Source organism: Hydrogenophaga soli (assembly GCF_054777695.1).
Genome location: NZ_BAAHAK010000007.1, coordinates 55,509 through 81,170, shown reverse-complemented (window position 1 = coordinate 81,170; position 25,662 = coordinate 55,509). Strand labels below are relative to the sequence as shown.

General features: G+C 63.5%; 23 protein-coding genes. 13 read left to right on the top strand and 10 right to left on the bottom strand.

The window, feature by feature from the left end; genetic code table 11:
• The first annotated feature begins 25 nt into the window (after window positions 1-25).
• The 8 genes from nusA to ACYVB7_RS13485 are packed head-to-tail and all read left to right on the top strand — an operon-like array spanning window position 26 to window position 10,581.
• The gene (nusA, locus tag ACYVB7_RS13520) at window positions 26-1,519 is read left to right on the top strand and encodes a transcription termination/antitermination protein NusA (RefSeq protein WP_460508529.1); all 1,494 of its coding nucleotides are present in this window, start codon (window positions 26-28) and stop codon (window positions 1,517-1,519) included.
• Window positions 1,520-1,545: 26 nt separating this feature from the next.
• Window positions 1,546-4,533 carry a translation initiation factor IF-2 gene (infB, locus tag ACYVB7_RS13515; RefSeq protein WP_460508527.1) on the top strand — a complete coding sequence of 996 codons (2,988 nt, stop codon included), beginning with the start codon at window positions 1,546-1,548 and terminating at the stop codon, window positions 4,531-4,533.
• 23 nt (window positions 4,534-4,556) lie between these two features.
• A complete protein-coding gene (gene lepB, locus ACYVB7_RS13510; RefSeq protein WP_460508525.1) occupies window positions 4,557-5,249 on the top strand; it encodes a S26 family signal peptidase in 693 nt (230 codons plus the stop codon).
• Window positions 5,250-5,261: 12 nt separating this feature from the next.
• Complete coding sequence (rbfA, locus tag ACYVB7_RS13505) at window positions 5,262-5,636, top strand: ribosome-binding factor A (RefSeq protein WP_460508522.1); 375 nt, start codon at window positions 5,262-5,264, stop codon at window positions 5,634-5,636.
• A gap of 2 nt (window positions 5,637-5,638) precedes the next feature.
• Window positions 5,639-6,622, top strand: a complete 984-nt coding sequence (gene truB / locus ACYVB7_RS13500; protein WP_460508520.1) for a tRNA pseudouridine synthase B — start codon at window positions 5,639-5,641, stop codon at window positions 6,620-6,622.
• A gap of 28 nt (window positions 6,623-6,650) precedes the next feature.
• On the top strand, window positions 6,651-8,480 hold the full coding sequence (gene typA, locus ACYVB7_RS13495) for a GTP-binding protein TypA/BipA (protein WP_460508517.1): 1,830 nt from the start codon (window positions 6,651-6,653) through the stop codon (window positions 8,478-8,480).
• A 43-nt stretch (window positions 8,481-8,523) separates the two neighbouring features.
• On the top strand, window positions 8,524-9,420 hold the full coding sequence (locus tag ACYVB7_RS13490; protein ID WP_460508864.1) for a DMT family transporter: 897 nt from the start codon (window positions 8,524-8,526) through the stop codon (window positions 9,418-9,420).
• A 33-nt stretch (window positions 9,421-9,453) separates the two neighbouring features.
• On the top strand, window positions 9,454-10,581 hold the full coding sequence (locus ACYVB7_RS13485) for an enoyl-CoA hydratase/isomerase family protein (RefSeq protein WP_460508514.1): 1,128 nt from the start codon (window positions 9,454-9,456) through the stop codon (window positions 10,579-10,581).
• A gap of 19 nt (window positions 10,582-10,600) precedes the next feature.
• Here ACYVB7_RS13485 and smpB read toward each other — a convergent pair whose 3' ends face one another.
• A complete protein-coding gene (gene smpB, locus ACYVB7_RS13480; protein WP_460508512.1) occupies window positions 10,601-11,113 on the bottom strand; it encodes an SsrA-binding protein in 513 nt (170 codons plus the stop codon).
• Window positions 11,114-11,214: 101 nt separating this feature from the next.
• Here smpB and ACYVB7_RS13475 point away from each other — a divergent pair, with 101 nt between their 5' ends.
• Both ACYVB7_RS13475 and ACYVB7_RS13470 read left to right on the top strand, forming a co-directional pair.
• Entirely contained in the window at window positions 11,215-11,658 is a 444-nt protein-coding gene (locus ACYVB7_RS13475; RefSeq protein WP_460508509.1) for a type II toxin-antitoxin system RatA family toxin, read from the top strand.
• On the top strand, window positions 11,655-11,999 hold the full coding sequence (locus ACYVB7_RS13470) for an RnfH family protein (RefSeq protein WP_460508507.1): 345 nt from the start codon (window positions 11,655-11,657) through the stop codon (window positions 11,997-11,999). The genes ACYVB7_RS13475 and ACYVB7_RS13470 overlap by 4 nt, the downstream gene beginning before the upstream one ends.
• Window positions 12,000-12,012: 13 nt before the next feature.
• Here the strand turns inward: ACYVB7_RS13470 and ACYVB7_RS13465 are convergent, their stop codons facing one another.
• Window positions 12,013-12,504: a DUF4124 domain-containing protein gene (locus tag ACYVB7_RS13465; protein ID WP_460508505.1), complete on the bottom strand. Its 492-nt coding sequence runs from the start codon at window positions 12,502-12,504 to the stop codon at window positions 12,013-12,015.
• 130 nt (window positions 12,505-12,634) lie between these two features.
• Between ACYVB7_RS13465 and guaB the strand changes: the two genes are divergently transcribed.
• The 3 genes from guaB (at window position 12,635) to ACYVB7_RS13450 (ending at window position 17,343) form a co-directional block, all read left to right on the top strand.
• Window positions 12,635-14,107 (top strand): IMP dehydrogenase, encoded by a 1,473-nt coding sequence (gene guaB / locus ACYVB7_RS13460; protein WP_460508503.1) that lies wholly within the window; start codon window positions 12,635-12,637, stop codon window positions 14,105-14,107.
• A gap of 75 nt (window positions 14,108-14,182) precedes the next feature.
• The gene (gene guaA, locus ACYVB7_RS13455; RefSeq protein WP_460508500.1) at window positions 14,183-15,793 is read left to right on the top strand and encodes a glutamine-hydrolyzing GMP synthase; all 1,611 of its coding nucleotides are present in this window, start codon (window positions 14,183-14,185) and stop codon (window positions 15,791-15,793) included.
• A 296-nt stretch (window positions 15,794-16,089) separates the two neighbouring features.
• Entirely contained in the window at window positions 16,090-17,343 is a 1,254-nt protein-coding gene (locus ACYVB7_RS13450) for a tyrosine-type recombinase/integrase (RefSeq protein WP_460508498.1), read from the top strand.
• On the opposite strand, the gene ACYVB7_RS13445 is transcribed toward ACYVB7_RS13450, so the two are convergent.
• From ACYVB7_RS13445 to trbE, 8 genes are all read right to left on the bottom strand, one after another.
• Window positions 17,321-17,671 (bottom strand): helix-turn-helix transcriptional regulator, encoded by a 351-nt coding sequence (locus tag ACYVB7_RS13445; RefSeq protein WP_460508496.1) that lies wholly within the window; start codon window positions 17,669-17,671, stop codon window positions 17,321-17,323. The two genes, ACYVB7_RS13450 and ACYVB7_RS13445, sit on opposite strands and share 23 nt — an antisense overlap.
• Before the next feature lie 105 nt (window positions 17,672-17,776).
• Window positions 17,777-18,046: a DUF2274 domain-containing protein gene (locus ACYVB7_RS13440; RefSeq protein WP_460508494.1), complete on the bottom strand. Its 270-nt coding sequence runs from the start codon at window positions 18,044-18,046 to the stop codon at window positions 17,777-17,779.
• On the bottom strand, window positions 18,043-19,332 hold the full coding sequence (locus ACYVB7_RS13435) for a TraB/TrbI/VirB10 family type IV secretion system protein (RefSeq protein ID WP_460508492.1): 1,290 nt from the start codon (window positions 19,330-19,332) through the stop codon (window positions 18,043-18,045). The genes ACYVB7_RS13440 and ACYVB7_RS13435 overlap by 4 nt, the downstream gene beginning before the upstream one ends.
• Window positions 19,333-19,334: 2 nt before the next feature.
• The gene (gene trbG / locus ACYVB7_RS13430) at window positions 19,335-20,360 is read right to left on the bottom strand and encodes a TrbG/VirB9 family P-type conjugative transfer protein (protein WP_460508490.1); all 1,026 of its coding nucleotides are present in this window, start codon (window positions 20,358-20,360) and stop codon (window positions 19,335-19,337) included.
• Window positions 20,357-21,061 (bottom strand): VirB8 family type IV secretion system protein, encoded by a 705-nt coding sequence (trbF, locus tag ACYVB7_RS13425; protein WP_460508488.1) that lies wholly within the window; start codon window positions 21,059-21,061, stop codon window positions 20,357-20,359. Before trbF ends, trbG begins: the two co-directional genes overlap by 4 nt.
• Window positions 21,062-21,085: 24 nt before the next feature.
• Window positions 21,086-22,465: a P-type conjugative transfer protein TrbL gene (trbL, locus tag ACYVB7_RS13420; protein WP_460508486.1), complete on the bottom strand. Its 1,380-nt coding sequence runs from the start codon at window positions 22,463-22,465 to the stop codon at window positions 21,086-21,088.
• An 11-nt stretch (window positions 22,466-22,476) separates the two neighbouring features.
• Window positions 22,477-23,205 (bottom strand): TrbJ/VirB5 family protein, encoded by a 729-nt coding sequence (trbJ, locus tag ACYVB7_RS13415; RefSeq protein ID WP_460508483.1) that lies wholly within the window; start codon window positions 23,203-23,205, stop codon window positions 22,477-22,479.
• Complete coding sequence (gene trbE, locus ACYVB7_RS13410; RefSeq protein WP_460508481.1) at window positions 23,202-25,652, bottom strand: conjugal transfer protein TrbE; 2,451 nt, start codon at window positions 25,650-25,652, stop codon at window positions 23,202-23,204. Before trbE ends, trbJ begins: the two co-directional genes overlap by 4 nt.
• Window positions 25,653-25,662 lie beyond the last annotated feature (10 nt).

Below are 25,662 nucleotides of genomic sequence, written 5' to 3'. Positions count from 1 at the left end.
GAACAAAGAAAGGCTGGCCACTGACATGAACCGTGAACTCCTGATGCTGGTAGACGCCATCTCCCGTGAAAAGAACGTGGAGCGTGATGTGGTGTTCGGTGCGGTCGAGTTGGCCCTGGCCTCCGCCACCAAGAAGCTGTACCAAGGCGAAGTGGACATTCGCGTGGTCATCGACCGTGACAGTGGCCAGTACGAAACCTTCCGCCGCTGGTTGGTGGTGCCCGACGAAGCGGGCCTGCAAAACCCCGACGCCGAAGAGTTGCTGACCGATGCCCGCGACGAGATCGAAGACATTGAAGTGGGCGACTACATCGAAAAGCCGATCGAAAGCCTGCCCATTGGCCGCATTGGTGCCATGGCGGCCAAGCAGGTCATCCTGCAAAAGATCCGCGACGCCGAGCGCGAAATGCTGCTCAACGACTTCATGTCGCGCGGCGAGAAGATTTTTGTCGGCACCGTCAAGCGCATGGACAAGGGTGACCTGATCGTGGAAAGCGGTCGGGTTGAAGGCCGCCTCAAGCGCAACGAAATGATCCCCAAGGAAAATTTCCGCACGGGCGACCGTGTGCGCGCCATGATCATGGAAGTGGACCTGACGCTGCGCGGCGCCCCCATCCTGCTGTCGCGTTCGGCTCCTGCCTTCATGATCGAGCTGTTCCGTCAGGAAGTGCCTGAGATCGAGCAGGGTCTGCTCGAAATCAAGAACTGCGCCCGTGACCCCGGTTCCCGCGCCAAGATTGCCGTGCTGTCGCACGACAAGCGGGTGGACCCCATCGGCACCTGCGTCGGTGTGCGCGGCTCCCGCGTCAACGGTGTGACCAACGAACTGGCGGGTGAGCGCGTCGACATCGTGCTGTGGAGTGAAGACCCGGCGCAGTTTGTCATTGGTGCGCTGGCCCCGGCCAACGTGCAATCCATTGTGGTGGACGAAGAGCGTCACGCCATGGACGTGGTGGTGGACGAAGAAAACCTGGCCATCGCCATTGGCCGAGGTGGCCAGAACGTGCGCCTGGCGTCTGAGTTGACCGGCTGGCGCATCAACATCATGACCGCCGACGAGTCTGCGCAGAAGCAGGCCGAAGAGGCCGACACCGTGCGCAAGCTGTTCATGTCCAAGCTCGACGTGGACCAGGAAATCGCCGACATCCTCATCGAAGAAGGTTTCACCAGCCTGGAAGAAGTGGCCTATGTGCCGCTGCAGGAAATGCTGGACATCGAGTCGTTCGACGAAGACACCGTCAACGAACTGCGCAGCCGTGCCAAAGACGCACTGCTGACCCAAGAGTTGGCCCGTGAGGAGAGCGTGGAAGAGGTCACCCAGGACCTGCGCTCGCTGGAAGGACTGACGGCTGAGCTCATCACCAAACTGGCTGACGCGGGTGTGCACACCCGTGACGAACTGGCCGACTTGGCCACCGATGAGTTGTCGGACATCACGGGGCAAACCGCGGAAGAAGCCACGGCCCTCATCATGCAAGCACGTGCCCACTGGTTCAGCGGTGACGAAGCACAGGCCTGAAACACGCTGAAACGGAGAAATCACCCATGACGAGCATCAGCGTTGCAGACCTGGCCGCCGAATTGCATAAATCCACCCACACCCTGCTGGAACAACTGACCAGCGCCGGTGTGCCCAAGTCTTCGGGCACTGACTTGGTGTCCGAGGCCGACAAGCAGAAATTGCTTTCTTTCCTGCAAAGCAGCCATGGCACCGCCAGCGCTGAACGCAAGAAGATCACGTTGACCAAGAAGTCCACCACCGAAATCAAGCAGGCCGACGCCACGGGGCGTGCCCGCACGATTCAGGTGGAAGTGCGCAAGAAGCGCACCTTCATCCAGCGCGACGACGAGCCCTCTCCCGAGGCCACCGCACGGGCCGCTGCCGAAGCGGCTGAAGCCGCCGAATTGGCGCGCCGTGAAGAAGAGGCCCGGCATCAGGCCGAGCAGCTGCGCCAGCAAGAGGAAGAGCTGGCTCGCAAGCGCAAAGAGCGCGAGGAGCAGGAAGCCCGCGAAGCCGCCGCCGAACAGGCCGCAGCAGAGGCCGCCCTGGCTGCGCAACAAGCCGCGGCCAGCCAAGTGACCCAGGCCCAGCGCGACCGTGAGGCCGCTCGTGCCGCGGCACAAGCCGAAGCCGCCATGCTGTCAGCGGCGGCCCGTGCGTCGAACGAACGTCGCCCTGCGCCGGCCCCGGTGGAGGTGCCTGCGCCTGTGGCTCCAACCGCATCTGCCCCGGTGGAGGAGAAGCCTGTGCTTGCCGCTCCTGCCCCCGCTCCCGCTCCTGCAGCCCCCAGCGCAGAGGACCTTCGCAAGGCCCAACAAGCCAAGATGGCTGCCGAAAAGGCTGCGGAAGAAGCCCGGGCCAAAGAACTGCAAGAGCGTCGTCGCAAGGCCGAGGCTGAAGCGGCCGCCATCCGCGAAATGATGTCCGCACCCAAGAAGGTGCTGGTGGCCAAGAAGCCTGAACCCGAAGCCAAACCGGCCGATGCCAAAGCGGCGCTCAAGGGCACGTTGCACAAACCCGCGGCCGCTCCGGGGGCTCCTGGTGCTGCCCGTCCGGCCGTCGCCACGGTAGGGGCTGGCGGCAAGAAGGAAGTCAAATCCGAAAACCTGTCTTCGACATGGAAAGACGATTCCTCCAAGAAGAAGGAAATCAAAACCCGTGGTGACACGTCCAGCGGGCGCACCAATTGGCGGGGAGGTCCCAAGGGTGGTCGCAAGGGTGACCGCGACCAGCGTGACAACACCTCGTCGTTCGCGGCGCCGACCGAAGCCAAGGTGTTGGAAATCCACGTGCCGGAAACCATCACCGTGGCCGAACTGGCCCACAAGATGGCATTGAAGTCGTCCGAGGTCATCAAGCAGCTGATGAAGCTGGGTCAATTGGTCACCATCAACCAGTCGCTGGACCAGGACACGGCGATGATCGTGGTGGAAGAACTGGGCCACAAGGCGGTTCAAGCCGCGCTGGACGACCCCGAAGCCTTCACCGAAGAAGAAGTTCAGGCCGCACACGCCGCCGAAGCGGTGTGGCGTGCCCCGGTGGTCACCGTCATGGGCCACGTGGACCATGGCAAGACCTCGTTGCTGGACTACATCCGCCGCGCCAAAGTGGCGGCGGGCGAAGCCGGTGGCATCACCCAGCACATTGGGGCCTACCACGTGGAAACCCCGCGCGGCATGCTCACCTTCCTCGACACCCCCGGCCACGAGGCGTTCACCGCCATGCGTGCCCGCGGCGCCCAGGCCACCGACGTGGTGATTCTGGTGGTGGCGGCCGATGACGGCGTGATGCCCCAGACCAAGGAAGCCATCAAACACGCCAAGGCGGCCAAAGTGCCCGTCGTGGTGGCCATCACCAAGGCCGACAAGCCCGACTCCAACCCCGAGCGCGTCAAGCAGGAACTGGTGGGTGAAGAGGTGGTGCCCGAGGAATACGGTGGTGACTCTCCGTTCGTGGCCGTGTCTTCCAAGACGGGCATGGGCATCGACGAACTGCTGGAGCAGGTGCTGCTGCAAGCCGAAGTGCTGGAACTGAAGGCACCGGTGGATGTGTCGGCCAAGGGCCTGGTGATCGAAGCCAAGTTGGACAAGGGGCGGGGCCCCGTGGCCACGGTGCTGGTGCAATCCGGCACGCTCAAAACCGGTGACGTGGTGCTGGCAGGCCAGACCTATGGCCGTGTTCGGGCCATGTTGGACGAAAACGGCCATGCCACCAAGGCAGCGGGTCCGTCCATCCCGGTGGAAATCCAGGGACTGACCGAAGTGCCCCAGGCGGGCGACGAGTTCATGGTCATGGTGGACGAGCGCCGTGCCCGCGAAATCGCCACCTACCGTGCGGGCAAGTACCGCACCACCAAGCTGGCCAAGCAGCAGGCGGCCAAGCTGGAGAACGTGTTCAACGAGATGACCGCGGGCGAGGTCAAGACCCTGCCCATCATCCTCAAAGCCGACGTGCAAGGCTCGCAAGAAGCCCTGGCCGCCTCGTTGCTCAAGCTGTCCACCGCCGAAGTGCGTGTGCAGATGGTGTATGCCGGGGTGGGGGGCATCAGCGAGTCCGACGTCAACCTGGCGATTGCGTCCAAGGCCGTCATCATTGGGTTCAACACCCGCGCCGACGCCAACGCCCGCAAGGTGGCCGAAGGCAACGACGTGGACATCCGCTACTACAACATCATTTACGACGCCGTGGACGATGTGAAGGCGGCCATGTCGGGCATGCTGACGCCGGACAAGCGCGAGGAAATCATCGGCATGGCCGAGATCCGCAACGTCATCGTGGCCACCAAGATCGGCACGATTGCGGGCTGTATGGTCACGTCTGGCCAGGTGGTGCGTTCCGCGCACTTCCGTCTGCTGCGCGAAAACGTGGTCATCTACACCGGCGAGCTGGAATCTCTCAAGCGCTTCAAGGACGATGTCCGCGAAGTCAAGGAAGGCTTCGAGTGTGGCGTGAAACTCAAGAACTACAACGACATCAAAGAGGGCGACCAGCTCGAATTCTTTGAAGTCAAGGAAGTTGCTCGTACGCTGTGATCGCTGGAACTGGAGTCAACCGCATGTCGATCCGTGGATGGTGGAAGGAACACAGGGGGCTGATCGCCTTCCTGTCGCTGATGTTCGTGTTCCGCTCGGCCGTGGCGGACTGGAACTACGTGCCTTCCTCGTCCATGAACCCCACGCTGTGGGCCGGGGACCGCGTGGTGGTCAACAAGCTGGCGTACAGCCTGCGTCTGCCCTTCACGCTGACCCACGTGGCTCGCTGGTCTCATCCCGCACGGGGCGACGTCATCACCTTCGACTCTCCGCGCGACGAGGTCAACCTCATCAAGCGTGTGGTGGGTGTGGCAGGCGATCAAGTGGAGATGCGTGACAACGTGCTGTACATCAACGGCAAGGTGGCCGATCGGCGCTGGCTGGGTGAACGCGACGTGCCTTCCGAGCATGGTCTGTTGCACGAGCAGATCTGGCGCGAGGACTTGGGCCCGGTGGTGGTGGACGTGGCCCAGCTGCCCGGCGTGCCATCCGCCAGCCGTTTTGGGCCTGTGGAGGTTCCCGCTGGACAGTTGCTGGTGTTGGGCGACTCGCGCGACAACAGTGCCGACTCGCGTTACATCGGTTTCGTGGATGAGTGGCGGGTGACGGGGCAGGCGGTTCGCGTGCTCATGTCCCACGACCCCCAGGCGCTGTACGTGCCGCGGGCGGATCGTTGGTGGCTGCCCATGTCGGCGGCCGACGCCTCCAGGTCTTGAAAGGCGGACACCATGGCACGCAAACCATCGTCTGCACCCAACCGGGGCTACCGCGTCGCGGACCAGATCCAGCGCGACCTGACCGAACTGATTGCCCGCGAGTTGAAAGACCCGCGGGTGGGCATGGTCACCGTCAATGCGGTGGAGGTCACCCCTGATTACGCCCACGCCAAGGTCTATTTCAGCCTGCTGGTGGGCAACCCGGAAGAAACCGAGGTGGCCTTGAACCAGGCTGCCGGTTTCTTGCGCAACGGCCTGTTCAAGCGTTTGCACATCCACACCGTGCCAACCTTGCACTTCCACTTTGACCGCACCACCGAACGCGCTGCCGACATGAACGCCTTGATTGCCAAGGCCGTGTCGTCGCGTGCCAAAGACAGCGACTGACCATGAGCGTTGAACCCCGCAACAGGGTGCAGCGCCGCCCTGTTCACGGGGTGTTGCTGCTCGACAAACCGCTGGGACTGTCCAGCAATCAGGCCTTGCAGAAGGCCAAGTGGTTGCTGCGCGCCGACAAGGCCGGGCACACCGGCACCCTGGACCCTTTGGCCACCGGTGTGCTGCCGTTGTGTTTTGGTGCCGCCACCAAGTTCAGCCAGCTGCACCTGGATGCCAACAAGCGGTACCGTGCCGTGGTGCGGCTGGGCCAGGCCACCAGCACAGGAGACGGCGAAGGCGAGGTGATCCAGACCGCCCCAGTCCCTGCCATTCAACTGGCCGATTTGCAGCGGGTGACGGCCCAGTTGTCAGGCACCCAGACCCAGGTGCCGCCCATGTACTCGGCCCTCAAGAAGGACGGCAAGGCCTTGTACGAGTACGCCCGGGCCGGTGAGGTGGTGGAGCGCGAGGCTCGGGTCATTGAAATTCATGATCTGAAACTGGCTGTCTCGCTTGATTGCCCTGACTTTGTTGCTATTGAAATTGATGTTTTGTGCAGCAAAGGCACCTACATCCGCACCTTGGGTGAGGATGTGGCACGGGCCTTGGGCACCGTGGGTCACTTGGTGTTTTTGCGCCGCACCCAAACCGGCGGGTTTGGCGAGGGCCAATGCATGACCTTGGCCGACCTGGAGGCCATGGACGAATCCGCTCGCCTCAACGCCCTTCGCCCGGTGGACGACTTGCTGGTCGGTCATGACCCGGTCATGCTGGCCGCGGAGGATGCTGGGCGCTTTCTGAGTGGCTTGCGCCGCCGCACCGCGCTGCCCAATGCGTCGGCGGTGTCGGTGTACGGCCCTGCGCTGAACGGACGCACCCCGGCCCTGCTGGGCACGGCCCACATTGAATCCGGCGAGCTGGTGCCCACGCGCCTGCTCAACCCTCCCGAAATCGAGCAGATCGCCGCCCAGTGCGTTCTGCCTTCCCTGTCTTGATTTTTTCCTTGATTCCCGAGCGTCGACCATGAGCCAAACCCAAATCCGCAACATCGCCATCATTGCCCACGTTGACCATGGCAAAACCACCATGGTGGACCAGCTGCTGCGCCAGTCCGGCACCTTTGCCGACCACGAAAAAGTGGTGGACACCGTGATGGACAACAACGCCATCGAACGTGAACGCGGCATCACCATCCTGGCCAAGAACTGTGCCGTGAGCTGGCAAGGCACCCACATCAACATCGTGGACACCCCTGGACACGCGGACTTTGGTGGCGAGGTGGAGCGGGCCCTGTCCATGGTGGACGGTGTGGTGCTGCTGATCGACGCCCAAGAAGGCCCCATGCCTCAAACCCGCTTTGTGACCAAGAAGGCCCTGGCGCTGGGCCTCAAGCCCATCGTGGTGGTCAACAAGGTGGACAAGCCCGGTGCCAACCCCGACAAGGTGGTCAACGCTGCGTTCGACCTGTTCGACAAACTGGGTGCCACCGACGAACAGTTGGACTTCCCCGTGGTGTATGCCTCTGGCATCAACGGCTGGTCTTCGCTGGAAGAGGGCGAGCCAGGTGCCCAGTGGGGCCCGGACATGTCGGCCCTGTTCGACACCGTGCTGAAGCACGTGCCCGCACAAAAAGGCGATCCGGCGGCTCCGCTGCAACTGCAAATTTCCGCGTTGGACTTCTCCACCTTCGTGGGCCGCATCGGCGTGGGCCGCATCAGCCAGGGCACCATCAAGCCCGGCATGGACGTGGTCGTGATGGAAGGCCCGGATGGCAAGAGCGTCAAAGGCCGCATCAACCAGGTGCTGACGTTCCACGGTCTGGACCGTGTGCAAGTGACGGAAGCCGGTCCCGGCAACATCGTGCTGATCAACGGCATTGCCGACATCGGCATTGGCGTGACCGTGACCGACGTGGCCAACCCGCAGCCGCTGCCCATGCTCAAGGTGGACGAACCCACGCTGACCATGAACTTCTGCGTCAACACCAGCCCGCTGGCTGGCCGTGAAGGCAAGTTCGTCACCAGCCGCCAGCTGTGGGATCGCCTGCAAAAAGAGCTGCAACACAACGTGGCCCTGCGCGTGCGTGAAACCGACGAAGACGGCATTTTTGAAGTGTCGGGCCGTGGCGAACTGCACCTGACCATCCTGCTGGAAAACATGCGCCGCGAAGGTTACGAACTGGCGGTGTCCAAACCACGCGTGGTGTTCAAGGAAATCAATGGCGAGCGTTGCGAGCCCATTGAGCTGGTGACCGCCGACATCGAGGAACAGCACCAAGGCGGCGTGATGCAGGCCCTGGGCGAGCGCAAGGGCGAGCTGGTCAACATGGACCCCGATGGCCGTGGCCGTGTCCGCCTGGAATACCGCATTCCCGCACGGGGCCTGATCGGCTTCTCCAACGAGTTCCTGAACCTGACCCGTGGTTCCGGCCTCATCAGCAACATCTTCGACAGCTACGAGCCGCACAAGGGCGACATCGCCAGCCGCAAGAATGGTGTGCTGATCTCCATGGACGACGGTGAGATCTTCACCTACGCCCTGGGCAAGCTGGACGACCGCGGCCGCATGTTCGTGCGCGCCAACGACCCGGTGTACGAGGGCATGATCGTCGGCATCCACAGCCGCGACAACGATCTGGTGGTCAACGCCACCCGCACCAAGCAGTTGACCAACTTCCGCGTCAGCGGCAAGGAAGACGCCATCAAGATCACCCCGCCCATCGACCTGACGCTGGAATACGGTGTCGAGTTCATCGAGGACGACGAGCTGGTGGAAATCACCCCCAAGAGCATTCGCCTGCGCAAGCGTCACCTGAAGGAACACGAACGCAAGCGCGCCAGCCGCGAGGCCTGAAGTGCCTGGGTCCAAGCTGACCCACGGCAAGGCTGTGGGCCTGATGGTGCTGGTGGCCTTGATGTGGTCCACCGCCGGGGTGGTGACCCGTCACCTGGAAGCTGCGCGGGCGTTTGAAATCACGTTCTGGCGCAGCGCCTTCACGGCGCTCAGCCTGGCCGTCATCCTGCCGTGGTGGCAGGGCGCCGAGGTGTGGACCAAGATCCGCCGTGCGGGTGGCATGTTGTGGCTGTCGGGCCTGTGCTGGTCGGTGATGTTCACCGCCTTCATGGTGGCCCTGACCCTCACCACCGTGGCCAACGTGCTGGTCACGCTGGCGGCTGGGCCCCTGCTGACGGCGGTGGTGTCGCGGGTGGTCACCGGCCAACGTCTGCCGCGCCGCACCTGGGCGGCCATCGTGGTGGCGGGAATGGGCATTGCCTGGATGTTTGTCAGCCAACTGGCGGGGGGCAGTGTCCTGGGTTTTTTGGTCGCGTTTTGCGTGCCCATTGCGGCAGCCACCAACTGGACGCTGGTGCAACGCAATCGGCTGCGGGCCAGTGCAGGGCAGGGCGGGGCTCCGGCCATTGACCTGGTGCCCGCGGTCATGCTCGGGGCGGTGCTGTCCACGATGGTGACCTTGCCGTTGGCTTGGCCGTTTGCCGCCAGCGGCCACGACCTGCTGTTGCTGGGCGGGCTGGGCCTGTTTCAGCTGGCCATTCCTTGCGTGCTGTCTGTCCTGTGCGCCCGTGTCTTGAGTGCGCCAGAAGTGTCCCTGCTGGCCTTGCTGGAGGTGCTGTTTGGCACCTTGCTCGCGTGGGTGGGGGCAGGCGAAGCCCCAGGGGGCGATGTGTTGACGGGCGGGGCCTTGGTCATCGGTGCATTGGTGACCAACGAATGGCTGGCCTGGCGACAGCGTGCGCCCGCAAAGAACAGCGCCGATTCGGGCATCGTGGCATGATCAGGACACCCGTTTGCTGATCGCCCACACCCCATGACTGCAGAGAAGCCCCACTTGCCCCCCGACGCCGATCACGTTCTGGCTGAGTGCCAGGGGCGTGTGGGGTTCATCACACTGAACCGCCCCAAGGCCCTCAACGCGTTGTCGTTGGGCATGGTTCGGGCACTGACGGCCACGTTGCTGGCGTGGCGCGATGACCCGCAGGTCTTGGCGGTGGCCATCCGCGGCATGGGCAAAGAAGGGCCATTCCACAGTTTTTGTGCGGGCGGGGACATTCGCTTCTTTCACCAAGCGGCCTTGGCGGGCGATCCGGCGCTGGAAGATTTCTTCACCGAAGAGTACCGCCTCAACCACCTCATCCACACCTACCCCAAGCCCTACATCGCCTTCATGGACGGTGTGGTCATGGGCGGCGGCATGGGCATCAGCCAGGGCGGCAGCCTGCGCGTGGTCACCCAACGCACCAAGATGGCCATGCCTGAAACCGGCATTGGCCTGTTCCCGGATGTGGGCGGAGGGTTCTTCCTCAGCCGCTGCCCGGGGCGCGTGGGCGAGTGGCTGGCGCTCACCGGACAGGTCATCGGAGCGGCCGATGCCGTGGCGTTTGGACTGGCCGATGGCTTTTTCGACGCCGCGCGACTGAACGTGGTGTGGGCTGAGTTGGGGAACACCCCTTTTGAATCGGCCAATGCGGTAGAACACTTGGTCTCTTCAAAATTTGTAGCGCAAACGCCAGTATTTAAAAGCGCCAGGGCGCAAATAGATCAACATTTTTCCAAGACCAGCGTGGCCGACATCATGGCCTCGTTGGCGGCGGACAGCAGCCCGTTTGCCCAAGAGGCATTGCAAGCGCTCTCCCGGCGTTCCCCACTGATGCTGCATGTGGTGTTGGAGCAGATTCGCCGGGCCCGCACCATGAGCCTGGCTGACGATTTGCGCATGGAGCGCGACATGGTGCGTCACTGCTTCCACACCGCCCACCTGCAACGCCAAGGGGCCGACAGTGAAACCGCGGAAGGCATCCGTGCGTTGGCCGTCGACAAAGACCACGCCCCGCGCTGGAACCCTCCCCAGGTGTCCGGGGTGACCCCGGCCATGGTGGAGCCGTTTTTCGCGAGCCCCTGGCCGCCCCATGCGCACCCGCTGGCCGCGCTGAGCTGAGTGGCCCCTCGTCAGCGTCTCAGCGCTGGCGGTGTTTCATGGCGCGCTCGACTTCGCGCTTGCCTTCGCGGTCCTTGATGGTGTCGCGCTTGTCGTGCTCAGCCTTGCCCTTGGCCAAGGCAATGTCGCATTTCACCCGACCGCCTTTCCAATGCAGGTTCAGCGGAACCAGGGTGAAGCCCTTTTGCTCCACCTTGCCCACCAGGCGGCGAATCTCATCCTTGTTCAGCAACAGCTTGCGCGTGCGTGCGGCTTCTGCTGGCACATGGGTGGAGGTGGAGCGGATGGGGTTGATCTGGCAGCCGATGATGAACAGCTCGCCATCGCGAATCACCACATAACCGTCGGTCAGCTGCACCTTGCCCTGGCGCAGCGCTTTGACCTCCCAGCCTTGCAGCACCATGCCTGCTTCGTAGCGCTCTTCGATGTGGTAGTCGAACAGCGCCTTGCGGTTCTCAGCGATGCGCACGGTGGCCGTCGCGGGAGCGCCGGAATGGGAGGCTGTTTTGGAAGGGTTTTTGGAAGCGGTCATGCAAAAAGGACGGCGAAGCAACGGGAGCGAATGGGGAGTCAAGACGCGACCCCACGGGCCGCACAGGGGATGAATACAATGCCCGACGTCCGAGCGATTGTATGAAAAGCATTCACAAGTCCGTCCTGCTGTGGCACAGCGCCCATGAAATGTTCACGCTGGTGACCGATGTGGCAAGCTATCCGCAGTTTTTGCCTTGGTGTGACCACGCCAGTGTGCTGGATCACACCGACGCAGGCATGACCGCTCGCATTGGCATGGCCCTCTCCGGCCTGAAGCAGAGTTTCACCACCCGCAACACGCATGAGCCCGACCGCCGCGTGGCCATGAAACTGGTGGACGGCCCGTTTTCCCTGCTTGATGGCACCTGGGAGTTCACCCCGCTGGGTGATGGCTCCCAACGGGCCTGCAAGGTGGATTTTCGCCTCCAGTACGGCTTTTCCAGTGCCACGCTGGGCAGCTTGGTGGGGCCGGTGTTCGACAAGATTGCCGCCAGCCTGGTTGACGCTTTTGTCAAACGCGCTGACGCTGTCTACGGTTCATGAGCCAGCGAACGTTTCCCGTCACGCTCGTCTGCGCCACGGGACCCCGGGAGGTCCTGGAGCAGGACATCGTGGTGCCCGAAGGAACCACCCTGGCGGCGGTTCTGACCCTCAGCGGCTGGCGCGATCGGTTCGGACTGGAGTTCCACGCGACATTCACCTATGGCATCTGGGGGCGGGTGGCATCGCTGCAGACCGAACTGCGCCCCCACGACCGGGTGGAGCTGTACCGCGACCTCAAGGTGGACCCCAAGGTTGCCCGGCGGGAACGCTTTCACAAACAGGGCAGCAAGGCCGCAGGATTGTTTGCCCAGCGGCGAGCAGGGGCCAAGCCCGGTTACTGAGTATTTGAGGGGCTCAACGCGAACAGTCGCTTTGGATGATGGCCTGCAGGCGACGCTTCTCGGCGGCTCGCTGGGCTTCGTCCATGAACACGCGTTCGCCTTTGTCGTTCATCTGCCGCAACGGCGCGCCCGTGTCCAGTGTGGCCACGCCCGATCGTGCCCGTTGGCAGTTGTCTGCACGGGCTTTGGCCTGCTGAGCCACATCGGCCTTGGCCTTGGCTTCTTCCTTGGCCTGTTGTGCGTCTTCGGCTTGTTTCTTCTTGGCTTCCAATTCCGCAGCCGCCTTGTCTGGCGACGAGCCAGTGGCAGCCGGAGTTGCTGCTGTTCCTTGTGAACCGGTTGCGTCCGGGGTTGCAGGCGGTGACGCCGGGCGACGGCTGCCTGCGGGTCGAGAGAACACCCGCTGGTCCGGCACATCGGACGGTGGCGGCATGTCACTGAACACCTTTTTGCCGCTGTTGTCCGTCCAGCCCCACTGAGCCCAGGCATTGACAGAACCGGCCATGCACAGCGCCGCTGTGAGGCACAACACGAGAGACGAAGGACTTAGGGTGCGCATGCGCCGCAGTGTAGCGCCGCCTGCCGCTTCGGTGGGAGCCAGCAGATGAGTACAATCCGGTTTTTGGAGCTATCGCATGCGTTTACTCGGCAACGCGCTCACCTTCGACGATGTGTTGTTGGTGCCCGCCTACTCGCAAGTCCTGCCCAAGGACACCTCCCTCGCCACCCAGTTCACCCGCAACATCCGGCTCAATTTGCCGTTGGTGTCTGCGGCCATGGACACCGTCACCGAAGCGCGGTTGGCCATCGCCATTGCGCAGGAAGGCGGCATCGGCATCGTCCACAAAAACCTGACCATCGCTGAACAGGCTGCACATGTGGCCAAGGTCAAGCGGTACGAGTCGGGTCTGTTGCGGGACCCTGTGGTCATCAGCCCCGACACCACCGTGCGTCAGGTCATGAAGTTGTCCGACGAACTGGGCGTGTCCGGTTTTCCGGTGGTGGATGCCGGCCGTGTCGTGGGCATCGTCACCGGGCGTGACCTGCGGTTTGAAACCCGCATGGAAGCCAAGGTTTCCGAAATCATGACCCCGCGTGAGCGGCTGGTCACGGTGCCCGACGGAACCACCCCCGAGGCGGCCAAAGCACTGCTCAACAAACACAAGCTGGAGCGCTTGCTGGTGGTCAACGAAGCGTTCGAGCTGAAGGGCTTGATCACCGTCAAAGACATCACCAAACAGCTGAACTTCCCCAATGCCGCCCGGGATGCCGCGGGCCGCCTGCGGGTGGGGGCTGCGGTGGGCGTGGGGGAGGGTACCGAGGAGCGCGTGGCGGCTCTGGTCAAAGCGGGTGTGGATGCCTTGGTGGTGGACACGGCGCACGGGCACAGCAAGGGCGTGATCGACCGCGTGCGCTGGGTCAAACAGAACTTCCCGCAAGTGGAAGTGATTGGCGGCAACATCGCCACCGGGGCTGCGGCTCTGGCGCTGGCTGAGGCCGGTGCTGATGCCGTCAAGGTGGGCATTGGCCCCGGCTCCATCTGCACCACCCGCATCGTGGCGGGCGTGGGCGTGCCTCAAATCACCGCCATCGACAACGTGGCCACCGCCCTCAAGGGCACGGGCGTGCCTTTGATTGCCGACGGCGGCATCCGCTACAGCGGTGATATCTCCAAAGCCATTGCCGCAGGCGCTGGCACCGTGATGATGGGCGGCATGTTCGCCGGGACCGAAGAAGCCCCGGGCGAAGTCATCCTGTTCCAGGGCCGCAGCTACAAGAGCTACCGTGGCATGGGCTCCATCGGCGCCATGAAAGCGGGCTCTGCCGACCGTTACTTCCAGGAAAACGACGAAACCACCAACCCCAACGCCGACAAGCTGGTGCCCGAGGGGATTGAGGGGCGAGTGCCTTACAAGGGGTCCGTTGTCTCCATCCTGTACCAGATGGCGGGTGGACTGAAGGCCAGCATGGGCTACTGTGGTTGCGCCACCATTGCCGACATGCACGACAAGGCCGAGTTCGTGCAGATCACCACGGCAGGCATTCGCGAAAGCCACGTCCACGACGTGCAGATCACCAAGGAAGCCCCCAACTACCGGGCCGAGTGAGCCTGATGGCCCTTCAAGCCGCCTCCCAACCGGGAGACGGCTTTTTTCTTTCTGACCGCCCCACACCGCACCGCCATGCAGCACCAGAAAATCCTCATCCTCGATTTCGGCTCTCAGGTCACCCAACTCATCGCCCGTCGCGTGCGGGAGGCCCATGTGTACTGCGAAGTGCACCCTTGCGACGTGAGCAGCGACTGGGTCCGTGAATATGCGGCTGACGGCCAGCTCAAAGGCGTCATCCTGTCGGGCAGCCACGCCAGCGTGTACGAGGTGGACGACAAGGCCCCAGACGCCGTGTTCGAGCTGGGGGTGCCGGTGCTGGGCATTTGCTACGGCATGCAGACCATGGCGCAGCAGCTGGGCGGCAAGGTGGAAGCGGGGCACACCCGCGAGTTCGGCTACGCCGAAGTGCGTGCCCGGGGCCACACGGCGTTGCTCAAGGGCATTGAGGACTTCCACACCCCGGAAGGGCACGGCATGCTCAAGGTGTGGATGAGCCATGGGGACAAGGTCACTGAAATGCCCCCGGGCTTCAAGCTGATGGCCAGCACCGATGCCTGCCCCATCGCCGGCATGGCGGACGAGTCCCGCGGCTACTACGCCGTGCAGTTCCACCCCGAAGTGACCCACACCGTGCAGGGCAGGGCGCTGCTGGAGCGCTTTGTGCTGGAGATTTGCGGCACGCGACCTGACTGGATCATGCGCGACCACATCGAAGAAGCGGTGCAGAAAATCCGCGCACAGGTGGGCGACGAAGAAGTCATCCTGGGCCTGTCCGGCGGCGTCGATTCCTCGGTGGCCGCAGCCCTGATCCACCGCGCCATTGGCGACCAGCTCACCTGCGTGTTTGTGGACCACGGTCTGTTGCGTCTGAACGAAGGCGACATGGTCATGGACATGTTCGAGGGAAAGCTGCACGCCAAGGTGATCCGGGTGGATGCATCCGAGCTGTTCCTAGGACAGTTGGCCGGGGTGACCGACCCCGAGAAGAAGCGCAAGATCATCGGTGGCCTGTTCGTGGACGTCTTCAAGGCCGAGGCCGCCAAGCTCAAAGGCGATGGGGCCAAGGGGGCCAAGTGGCTGGCCCAGGGCACCATCTACCCGGACGTGATCGAGTCCGGCGGTGCCAAGAGCAAGAAGGCCGTCACCATCAAGAGCCACCACAACGTGGGTGGCCTGCCCGAGCAACTGGGCCTGAAGCTGCTGGAGCCACTGCGTGACCTGTTCAAGGACGAGGTGCGCGAGCTGGGCGTGGCGCTGGGCCTGCCGCACGACATGGTGTACCGCCATCCCTTCCCGGGGCCCGGCCTGGGGGTGCGCATCCTGGGGGAGGTGAAGAAAGAGTACGCCGACCTGTTGCGCCGCGCCGACGCCATCTTCATCGAAGAGTTGCGCTCAACCATCGACCCCATCAGCGGCAAGAGCTGGTACGACCTGACCAGCCAGGCCTTCACGGTGTTCCTGCCCGTGAAGAGCGTGGGCGTGATGGGCGATGGCCGCACCTACGACTACGTGGTGGCCCTGCGCGCGGTGCAGACCAGCGACTTCATGACGGCCGACTGGGCCGAGCTGCCCTACAGCCTGCTGAAGAAGGTGAGCAGCCGCATCATCAACGAGGTGCGTGGCATCAACCGCGTGACCTATGACGTGAGCAGCAAACCCCCGGCCACCATCGAGTGGGAATAATTCCTATGCCTTCGTGGTCTATCGGCATCTATTGGTAGTCTTGTGTAACGTATTGAAAATAAACATAAAATGTATCAATGGCTATCATTATCTATCGCTGGTAAGCGGATCAAGATAACGGTAAATCTGACGGTAGCCAGAAGGCCTCCTGATGTACTACAATTTTTACCGTCAGCCCGTTCTTGACGTGTGACGGTAAAAATTCTGGCGGAACGCTAGATTTCATGCGGGTTTCAAGCGGGTGTGTAGTCTGAATCGCGGGTGACGGTAAAAACGTTCCCGTACAGGAGAACGCCATGCTTACCGATACCGCGCTGAAGAACCTCAAGCCTCAGGAAGCCATGTACAAGGTGGCCGACCGGGACGGGATGTACGTCACTGTTTCCCCGGCCGGAACCATCACTTTTCGCTACGACTACCGGCTCAACGGCCGCCGGGAAACGCTCACAATCGGGCGCTACGGGCCAAGTGGCATTTCCCTGGCCAAGGCGCGGGAACGTTGCATTGAGGCTCGCCGTGCGGTTTCCGAGGGGGCGTCTCCCTCGCAGGAGAAGCAGCGACAGAAGCGTCGCGTAGCTGAAGCAAAAACCTTCGGAGAATTTACCGTCAGGTGGGCGGAGGAGGCGCGTATGGCCGACAGTACGCGTTCGATGCGTCAGAGCATCTTGGATCGCGACATCCTCCCCGTCTTTCAGAATCGACTGCTGACCGAAATCACTGCAAACGATCTGCGTGACCTATGCAACAAGGTCAAGGCACGGGGGGCACCGGCTACGGCTGTTCATGTGCGCGACATTGTCAAACAAGTCTACGGCTTTGCCATACTGCATGGTGAGAAAGTGGCCAACCCTGCGGACGATGTCGGGCCGTCGTCGATAGCCACCTTCGTGCCGAAAGATCGCGCGCTTTCACCCAGTGAGATTCGAATCATGTTCTCGCAGATGGAGCACGTTGCGTCCTATCCGACGATCAAACTTGGTCTGCGCCTGATACTGCTGACGCTGGTGCGCAAAGGCGAACTGATCCATGCGACGTGGGATGAAGTGGATTTCGAAAAGGCTGTCTGGAGCATTCCCAAGGAGCGCATGAAGACATCCAAGCCGCACAACATCTATCTCTCGCAGCAAGCCCTCGACATCATGGTGGCTTTGCGAACCTGTGCCGGCGGATCACGCTACCTGATCCCATCGCGCTACGACGCAGATAAGTGCATGTCCAATGCCACGCTCAACCGCGTCACGCAATTGATTGCCGAAAGGGCCAAGGCCAACGGACTGGCTCTTGATCCCTTCACGGTGCACGACCTCCGGCGCACTGGTTCGACGATCCTCAATGAATTGGGCTTCAATAGCGACTGGATCGAGAAGTGTCTGGCTCACGAAGACGGCCGCTCCTCGCGCGGCATCTACAACAAAGCCGAGTATGCCGAGCAGCGGCGCCACATGCTTCAGGAGTGGGCTGACATGATCGATGCTTGGGTCGCGGGCAAGCCTCACACGCCGACGCTGCTACCGCCCTTAATGCCGGTCATGACGACACAAGCGATTTGACGGGGCGAGTTTTTCGCTGGCGCACATCAGGGGAGGGCGCTCGTTTGATCTGCGCCTGCTCGGATGCTAGGCGGCGTTCGGCCAACCAGGTCTCCACCTCGGCCAAATCCCAGACAACGCAGCGAGCCGTCAAATTGAATCGCCTCGGGAAATCACCGCGACGCTCCATCTCATAAATGGTGGTGTCTGCCAGCGGCACCATTTGGCGCAGCTCGCTACGGCGAACTGTGCGCCGATATTGGGCCGAGACAGGCAATGGCTGTCGTACGGAAGTATCACAGTGTTCTGAGTTGGAAGAGGTTTTACTCGTTCTGACGTCGCGATTCATAATCGGCTCCCCATGCAGTCACCGTCCTGTGGTTGGCGACTTGTTGCCTACATGGTGCACGTACCAGCGTCTATCGAAAACTTGCACGGTCGCGTCAGGGCGTAGTTACGCCTGATTTTCAGGCCTTTCAGTTTTTTGGAGTGAAGGGGACTGGGGGCGTGCTTGCGACGACTTGAACGCACGATCTCTTGCCATGAATGCCTCCAGCATGTGCGGGATCAGCGTCGCTGCATCAACCGTCTCGCCATAGGTCTGCGCATGCAGCGCGGCGTAGCGGTCGAGGTCCGCCTTGAGGCTGGTCGGACAGGTGAAGGTCAGCTTGATGCTCTCGGTCTTGGGCAGCGGCCCCAGCCGCAGCTTGCGCGTAGTGCTCATCGTGAAGTCCCCCGATTGAAGAACAGCGGCTGATACGGCAGCAGCACAAGATCCCGATTGACGATGATGCGCACCGGCAGGCCTGGCCGCTCCGTCAAGGTGGGCTGGATATTGAGGTTGCGTCGGGTCATCTCTTGGCCGACCTGGTTCACGCTGTCCTGCAAGCTGTTGCGCCCAGCGTTGATGACGCGATCGCCATTCTGGCGGTTCTCCGGTGCGGCCAGTTCGGCACCGACGCCCAGCAGCGTCGTCAGCGCAGCACCCGCGAAGATGCGATCCCAATGCCAATCGACGCCGTCCTCCAGGCCGGAGTTGCCGGCCGGGTCGGCACCCGCCAGGTTGTCCAGTGTCAGCGAAGACGTGTCGGGCAGGATGATCCGGTTCCACACCACCTGCACCCGGCTCTGCCCGTAGCTCACTTGGCTGTTGTAGCGCCCGAGGATGCGCGAGCCTTGCGGGATCAGTACAAACTTGCCCGTGGCCGTGTCATAGACCGGCTCCGTCACCGTGGCGATCACGTCACCCGGCAGATCGGACTTGATGCCCGTAACCAGGGCACCAGCGATCACCGTTCCGGCCATCACCTGGTATGGTGAAGTCGGCATTTTCAGGTTCCCGGAATTGCGGGTTTCCGTAGTTCCGGCTTTCAGGAACGCCTCTTTCTGGTCCTGCCGGTTCTGCACGGCAGTCGGGTCGGCGGGTTGGGCGGCCATCGAGGCTGGCCCGGCGGCCATCGGGTCGAAGCCCGACAGGCCGGACGCAGGACTGGCCGTGGCCACCTGAGTTGGTGCGGCGGCGCGCTGGTTGCTGGAACGGAAGAATACCGATGCGCCTGCCGCCACTTCCGCTTCCTTGCGCCGTGCGTCGTGCTCGGCGTTAGCTGGAGCATGGCCAGGCGGCGCGTAGGTGGGTGTTACTGGCTGCTGCGATTTCACAATGGCTGGCCCCAAGTCACCCGGCAACGGCGGCCCCAGCTCGGGTACTTGGGCTGGCAACGCCCGCGGCAGCTTGGAGTAATCGGTCGGAAGCTGATCCAGTCCTTCCGAGCGCGAAACGCGATCCACGTTAAATAGCTCGGCCTGTTCGCCTGCGCTGCGTTTGCGCGGTTGCAGCGACCACACGGTTGCGCCCAGCACGGCTACGGCGAGGCCACCGACCAGGATCGCCAACGTGCGCCGATTCAAGCGAGTCACCGGGCGCGGCTGCGCGCGCAGCGCCACGTTCTCTGGCGCGACCTTCGGGGCGGCGTCGGGAACAGGAATGTCCAGGGTGTCGTTCTGGCTCATGGTCAGTTCCCCCGCGCTGCGCCCACAATCCCATCCGTGCGCTCGATGCGCACCGCTTCGCCCCCATCACTTCCCTTTCCACCACCCAAGCGTAGCTCGGCCGCGCCGAACAGCCGATCCACGATGTAATACGGCGGACGGAAACGGTAGTTCACTAGTTGTCCATCGCCCTGCGCACCAATCACGAAAAGTGGCGGCAGTTCGCCCTGCGCGATGCCCGGCGGGAACTGGATATAGACCTTCTCGCCGTCATCGAAGGCGCGCAGCGGCTTCCATGGCGGCGTGCTGCCGCTGATGGCGTAGCGGAAGCGAATCTTCTCCAGCGACAGGCCGGTATCGACCGGCGCCGTCGCCTGCGCGGCCTGTGCCTGGCGTTGCAGGGCCAGCATCCGATCTTTCGGGTACTCCCACGACACCGAAGCCATCCAGGCACGTTCGGTCGAGGTCAGCTCGATCAAGTAGGTGCGCCGACTGGTGGTGATGACCAGATTGGTCTTGAGACCCGAGCGGATCGGCTTGACCAGCACGCTGACGCGCAACGCATCGCCACTGCCGCTGGACGTGTCACCGACGATCCAGCGCACCGTATCGCCGGCGGCGACCGTCACCAGTTCCTCGCCGGGTTGAAGAGAAATCACCGTTACCCGCCCAGGGGCCGCATAGACCTGGTACAGCGCCCCATCGGTGAAGGGCCAGACCTGGATGGCGTTGACGTAGCCCTCGCGCGTGGGCGCAATGCGCGCCTCGGCATTGGCACGCGAGACCCGGAGCTTTTCATCGGCGGGTTCGGGGGCTGTCTTGGCCTCGATGGTCTCGGGCAGCGGTTTCATCTGCGCCGGCATCGGCAGCACCTTGGGCACCTCCACCACTTCGACCGGCTTGGGCGGTTCGGGCAGCGGCTGGGCCTGCACCGGCTCATCGAGCGAGATGGCCGGCGGCGGTGTGCCCTTCGTGGCGCAGCCCTGCAACGACAGAACTGACGCTGCAAGCGTCAACACAAAAGCGTAAAAGCGGAAAGACGGGTTCATGGTTTGGCTCCTTCGGCGGCATCGAGTTCGCGGCTCCACGACAGTCCATTGACGTAGATGCCCAATGGGTTCTTGCGCAACCGCTGCTCGGTGCGCGGGGTTTGCAGGACGGTGGAAATCACGGCGTTCCAGCGCTCGGTTCCGGCCGGCGCACCGTTGACGAAGCGCTGCTCGGTCCAGCGCACGTTGAAAGACGCGTCGCTGGCGCGCACAACGCTGGTGATCTGCACCGTGACCGACTCCTTGCCGACGCGCGCGAACGGGTCATGCGTGCGCGCATACTCGTTGAGCACGCCCGCGCCGCGATCAGTGGTGTAGTCGTAGGCGTCGAGCCAGTTCTGCCGCACGACGATGGGATCGATGGACAGTGAACGAACCAACACGACGAAGTGCGCCAGGTGATAGGCGATCTGCGCATCGTTCGGTCGGTGCGGCGTGGCGGCCTCACCGACCGCCCGAACCTGACCGGCCTGATCCACTTCCACCACGTAGGGCGTGACGATGGACTGCGCCGAGCGCCAGACTAGTCCGCCCGCCATCAGCAACGCGAGCGACAAGCAGCCGAAGGCCATGAGCCGCCAGTTCTTGGCCTGCACGCGGGCCGAGCCGATGCGCTCATCCCACACCTGGGCGGCAGCTTGGTAGGGAGTGGCAGGCTGCGGCGTATCGGCGTAGCGCACCTGCAGTCGTTTGAATCGCATGGCTTGTTCTCCTTATGAATCGGTTCAATCGTCGGAACTGTGCAAGCTCGGACCGCTGCTTGAACCACCGCCGTCGCCTCCGCGCAGCGTGTGGGCAGCGGTCGTGGCGGCATGGCTGAGCTGCTGGCGGCGGTGCAGGCGCTTGGCCCAGGCGGGCTGTGCCTGTTGCTGTGGGTCGGAAGCGCTGGAATTGGCTTCGCTGGCAGTGGATTGGCCTGATGCGGCGGTGCCTCCTGATGCCGGCTCCGCCTCGTCGGAACGGAAGGCGGATGCCGCGCGCTCCTTGAGCGAGCGCATCCCGGCGGCGGCCTTTTGGCCGACAGCCTGCGCACCGGTCTTGGCGACGTTGCCCACACCGGCAGCGGCACCCTTGAAACCACCGCCGGCTGCTGCGGAACCAGCTCGATAGGCCGACCGCGCACTGCTAGCAGTCGAAGCGGCAGCACGTGCACCATCGCCAGCCATCTTGGCGGCGGCGGGTGCCATGCGCGCCCCGGCCGCTACCGCGCTACCCAAGCCGGTCGCGGCAGCACCGAGCGCGACGGCCGTACCGGCTGCGCCCATCGCGGCACCGGCCATCGCGCCCGCGCCAAGCTGCGGCGCACCGGATACCAGACCGGTGGCGATGCCGGGGCCGAAGATGCCGAGTGCGAGCATGGCGAGCGAGGCCAGCATCACCACCAGCGCATGATCCACGGAGGGTTCACTGGGCGTGACCTGGAACTCGGCGAACAGCCCTGTGCCGATGCCCACGATCACAGCCAACACCAGCACCTTGATGCCCGAGGACACTACGTTGCCGAGCACCTTTTCGGCGAGGAACGCGGTCTTGTTCCAGAGCGCAAAAGGCACCAGCACGAAGCCGGCGAGCGTGGTCAGCTTGAACTCGATCAGCGTGACGAAGAGCTGCACCGCCAGCACGAAGAAGCTGATGATGACGATCAGCCAGGCGAGGAACATCACGACGATGGGCGCGATGTTGATGAACACCTCCGGGAAGCCGGCCATCTCGCTGATCTGCTGCAGGATGGGCGCAGCGGCGTCGATGCCGGTCTTGGCCAGACGCCCCGGCTGCAGGAAGGTCGCCATGGTCAACGTCGAACCGGAAGCCGTCAGGCCCAGGCCGGCGAACGATCGGAACACGATGCTCGCCAGCCAGTTGAAATTGCCGATGATGTAGGCGAAGGCGCCCACGTAAAGCACCTTGCGCAGGAGCTTGGCCATCACGTCTTCGCCCTGGCCGGTGGCGTGCCCTAATGCCCAGTAGAGGCCGGCCAGGGTCATGTCGATCGCCACCAGCGTCGCGGTCAGAAAGGCGACTTCACCGTGCAGCAGGCCGAACCCCGAATCGATGTACGTGGAAAAGACGTTGAGGAAACGGTCGATGACGGAGACGTCGTTCATGGCCGCATCCGTCAGTTGCCGTAGAAGTTCACGGACTGCGGCGTGTACGCCGTGCCACTGCCGATGAAGCGGCGCGTCACCTCGCGTCCACGCTCGACGGCTGCGGCTTGCCGAGCCAGTTCCAGCGAGGCCGCGCGACCCTGCGTGAGCTGGAGCTGCTGTGTCTGGATGGACTGCTTGGCTTGCAGGGCCAGGAGCTGATTGGTGGCCTGCATCGCCTGCAAGGCACCGGTGGCCGATTGACTCTGGTCGACCAGATCGGCCAGCACACCCTCATCCTGGTTCAGGTTCTGCGACACCTGAGCTTGCATGCGCATGGCGGTCTGCAAGCCATGGAGGGTGTTCTGCCAGCGCTGGTGCGCGTCCTGGAACATCTGGTTGCCGCTCACGCTGGCGGCGTATTGCTCCGGGTACAGTTGCGCGAACTGCTGGTCCATGTTCTGGATGTCGAAGGCCAGCCCGCGCGCTTGGGCGATCAGTTGCCGTGTCGTGTCCAGATTGGCCCGCAGGCGATTGACCACGTTGAACGGCAGGCTCGCAAGGTTGCGCGCCTCGTTCATCAAGGACTGCGCTTCGTTCTGGAGTTGCTTGATCTGGTTGTTGATCTGCTCCAGCGTGTGCGCGGCAGTCAGGATGTTCTGGGCCAGATTCGTGGGGTCGATGACGACCCATTGCGCTTGGGCGACCGGCACGGCGCCGATCAGGGCAGCGACAGCGACGGCAAGAAGACGTTTTTTCATGGTGAAACCTCCGGAAGTTGAGAAGCAAGGAAGGACGCGGCCGAGGGAGCGGACGGCAACAGGTCGGCCGCCCAATCGAGGCCGCGATGGCGCAGCCAGGCACCTGCGAAGCCCGGTGTTCCGGCATCGCGCAGCACGTTGTCGATGGTGCGTTGGTCCTGGGGTGTCGAAGCTCCTGCAAAGGCGAGCGTGACCGGCCCGAGGTCCAGATCGAACAGGCGATTGCCGAGACGCGACTGGTAGTAGTAGTCGCGCTTGGGTTGGGCGGTGGCGACGATCTCGATTTGCCGGGCATTCAGCCCGAAGCCCTCGTAGATCGTGCGGATCTGCGGCTCTGTAGCCTGTGGGTTGGGCAGGAAGATGCGGCTCGCGCAGCTTTCGATGATCGCTGGCGCGATGGTCGAGTCCTTGATGTCGGCGAGCGACTGCGTGGCAAAAATGACGCTGACGTTCTTCTTGCGCAGCGTCTTGAGCCACTGACGAATGCGCGCCGCGAATACCGGGTCATCCAGGAACAGCCAGGCTTCATCGAGGATCAGCAGCGTCGGCGCGCCGTCGAAACGCTCATCGAAGCGCGCGAACAGATAGCCCAACACAGCCAGGACCGCGGCCTTGCTGTGCATCAGTTCCTCCATCTCGAAGCCCTGAACGTCGCCCACGCCCAGCCGGTCGCTGTCGGCATCGAGCAGCTTGCCGTGGGCGCCGCCGAGCACGTAAGGTGCGAGCGCCTGGCGCAGCACGTTGGATTGCAGCAGCACCGACAGGCCGGTGAGCGTGCGCTGCTCCACGGGCGCGCCCGCAAGACTGACGAGCGCCGACCAGATGGCCGCCTTCTCGTCCGGACCGATCGCAATGCCTTCGTGCCGCAGGCGCCCTTCGACCCACTCGGCGGCCCAGGTGCGATAGCCTTCGCGGTCAATACGGGCGAGTGGCTGGAACGCAATCGCGCCGTCGGCCCCCAGGTCGTAGTGCTCGCCGCCCAAGCCGAGAATGGTGGCGCGCATCGAACGCCCCATGTCGAAGGCGAAGATGCGCGAGCCGGGATAGCGGCGGAACTGCATCGCCAGCATGGCGAGCAGAACCGACTTGCCCATGCCGGTCGGGCCGGCCACCAGCGTATGCCCCACATCGCCGATGTGCGTCACCAGCCGGAACGGCGTGGCGCCCTCAGTGCGCGTGACGATCAGCGGCGGGCCGTCGAGGTGGCCGTTCTTCTCAGGCCCGGCCCACACCGCCGATACCGGCATCAGGTGTGCGAGGTTCAGCGTCGAGACGATGGGCTGGCGGACATTGGCATAGGCATTGCCCGGCACCGACGATAGCCAGGCCTCCACGGCGTTCAGCGTCTCCGGGATTGTCACGAAGCCACGGCCCTGAATGACGCACTCCACCATCCGCAGCTTCTCGTCGGCGACGTTGGCGTCGGCATCCAGCACGGTCACGGTCGCAGTGACGTAACCGAAGGCGACCTGATCGCTGCCCAGCTCCTGCAAGGCCGCGTCCGCGTCGGCAGACTTGTTGCTGGCATCGGTATCAACCAACGGGCTTTCCTGTTGGAAGATGGTTTCGCGCAGCAACGCCAGGACGTTCTTGCGCTTGGCGAACCATTGCCGGCGCAGGCGGCCCAGCTCCTTCTCGGCCTCGGCCTTGTCCATGCACAGGAAGCGCGTGCTCCAGCGGTAGGCGAAACCGAGACGGTTGAGGTCATCCAGAATCCCCGGCCAGGTCGAGGTCGGGAAGCCACGCACTGTCACCACGCGCAGGTGCTGGTCGCCCAACATGGGCGCGAGGCCGCCGACCAGGGGCGCATCGGCCAGTAGCGCATCAAGATGAAACGGCACTTCCGGCGCGCCGACGCGGTAACGGTGTGTCGAGACAGTGGCATGCAAGTAGGTCAGCGTCTGGCTGTCGTCAAGCCAAGCGATCTCCGGCATCACGCCGTCGAGCAGGTCGTAGATGCGGTCGGTCTCCGCGACGAAAGCCAACAGGCGTTCGCGCCAGTCCACGTCTTGCGTGGGCGTGTTCTCGTAGAGCATCTTGGCTGCACGAGCGCGGGATTCCTCGGGCGGCAGGTATTGGAGCGTGAGGTGATAGCCGCTCTCGAAGTGGTTCCCCGATTCCTCGAAGGTCGCGCGCCGCTCCTCATCCACCAGCCAGGACAAGGGCTCCGGGAAATTCGAGTGCGGATAGTCCGCTGCAGACCGGCGTTCGGCTTCGACGAACAGTGCCCAGCCGGAACCAAGCCGACGCAGCGCGTTGTTCAGCCGTGCCGTGGTGGCGATCAGCTCGCCCTGCGTCGCACTGTCCAGGTCCGGCCCACGAAAGCGCGCCGTGCGCTGGAAACTGCCATCCTTGTTGAGCACGACACCCGGCGCGACCAGACCGGCCCAGGGTAGCCAGTCGGCAAGCAAGGCCGGGCGCTGGCGGTATTCGGCGAGGTTCAGCATGGCATGGTCC

Excerpts from the sequence above, each read along its gene's own strand:
- nusA (WP_460508529.1), top strand. The coding sequence starts at position 26 with ATGAACCGTGAACTCCTGATGCTGGTAGACGCCATCTCCCGTGAAAAG.
- infB (WP_460508527.1), top strand. The coding sequence starts at position 1,546 with ATGACGAGCATCAGCGTTGCAGACCTGGCCGCCGAATTGCATAAATCC.
- lepB (WP_460508525.1), top strand. The coding sequence starts at position 4,557 with ATGTCGATCCGTGGATGGTGGAAGGAACACAGGGGGCTGATCGCCTTC.
- rbfA (WP_460508522.1), top strand. The coding sequence starts at position 5,262 with ATGGCACGCAAACCATCGTCTGCACCCAACCGGGGCTACCGCGTCGCG.
- truB (WP_460508520.1), top strand. The coding sequence starts at position 5,639 with ATGAGCGTTGAACCCCGCAACAGGGTGCAGCGCCGCCCTGTTCACGGG.
- typA (WP_460508517.1), top strand. The coding sequence starts at position 6,651 with ATGAGCCAAACCCAAATCCGCAACATCGCCATCATTGCCCACGTTGAC.
- ACYVB7_RS13490 (WP_460508864.1), top strand. The coding sequence starts at position 8,524 with ATGGTGCTGGTGGCCTTGATGTGGTCCACCGCCGGGGTGGTGACCCGT.
- ACYVB7_RS13485 (WP_460508514.1), top strand. The coding sequence starts at position 9,454 with ATGACTGCAGAGAAGCCCCACTTGCCCCCCGACGCCGATCACGTTCTG.
- smpB (WP_460508512.1), bottom strand. The coding sequence starts at position 11,113 with ATGACCGCTTCCAAAAACCCTTCCAAAACAGCCTCCCATTCCGGCGCT.
- ACYVB7_RS13475 (WP_460508509.1), top strand. The coding sequence starts at position 11,215 with ATGAAAAGCATTCACAAGTCCGTCCTGCTGTGGCACAGCGCCCATGAA.
- ACYVB7_RS13470 (WP_460508507.1), top strand. The coding sequence starts at position 11,655 with ATGAGCCAGCGAACGTTTCCCGTCACGCTCGTCTGCGCCACGGGACCC.
- ACYVB7_RS13465 (WP_460508505.1), bottom strand. The coding sequence starts at position 12,504 with ATGGCCGGTTCTGTCAATGCCTGGGCTCAGTGGGGCTGGACGGACAAC.
- guaB (WP_460508503.1), top strand. The coding sequence starts at position 12,635 with ATGCGTTTACTCGGCAACGCGCTCACCTTCGACGATGTGTTGTTGGTG.
- guaA (WP_460508500.1), top strand. The coding sequence starts at position 14,183 with ATGCAGCACCAGAAAATCCTCATCCTCGATTTCGGCTCTCAGGTCACC.
- ACYVB7_RS13450 (WP_460508498.1), top strand. The coding sequence starts at position 16,090 with ATGCTTACCGATACCGCGCTGAAGAACCTCAAGCCTCAGGAAGCCATG.
- ACYVB7_RS13445 (WP_460508496.1), bottom strand. The coding sequence starts at position 17,671 with ATGAATCGCGACGTCAGAACGAGTAAAACCTCTTCCAACTCAGAACAC.
- ACYVB7_RS13440 (WP_460508494.1), bottom strand. The coding sequence starts at position 18,046 with ATGAGCACTACGCGCAAGCTGCGGCTGGGGCCGCTGCCCAAGACCGAG.
- ACYVB7_RS13435 (WP_460508492.1), bottom strand. The coding sequence starts at position 19,332 with ATGAGCCAGAACGACACCCTGGACATTCCTGTTCCCGACGCCGCCCCG.
- trbG (WP_460508490.1), bottom strand. The coding sequence starts at position 20,360 with ATGAACCCGTCTTTCCGCTTTTACGCTTTTGTGTTGACGCTTGCAGCG.
- trbF (WP_460508488.1), bottom strand. The coding sequence starts at position 21,061 with ATGCGATTCAAACGACTGCAGGTGCGCTACGCCGATACGCCGCAGCCT.
- trbL (WP_460508486.1), bottom strand. The coding sequence starts at position 22,465 with ATGAACGACGTCTCCGTCATCGACCGTTTCCTCAACGTCTTTTCCACG.
- trbJ (WP_460508483.1), bottom strand. The coding sequence starts at position 23,205 with ATGAAAAAACGTCTTCTTGCCGTCGCTGTCGCTGCCCTGATCGGCGCC.
- trbE (WP_460508481.1), bottom strand. The coding sequence starts at position 25,652 with ATGCTGAACCTCGCCGAATACCGCCAGCGCCCGGCCTTGCTTGCCGAC.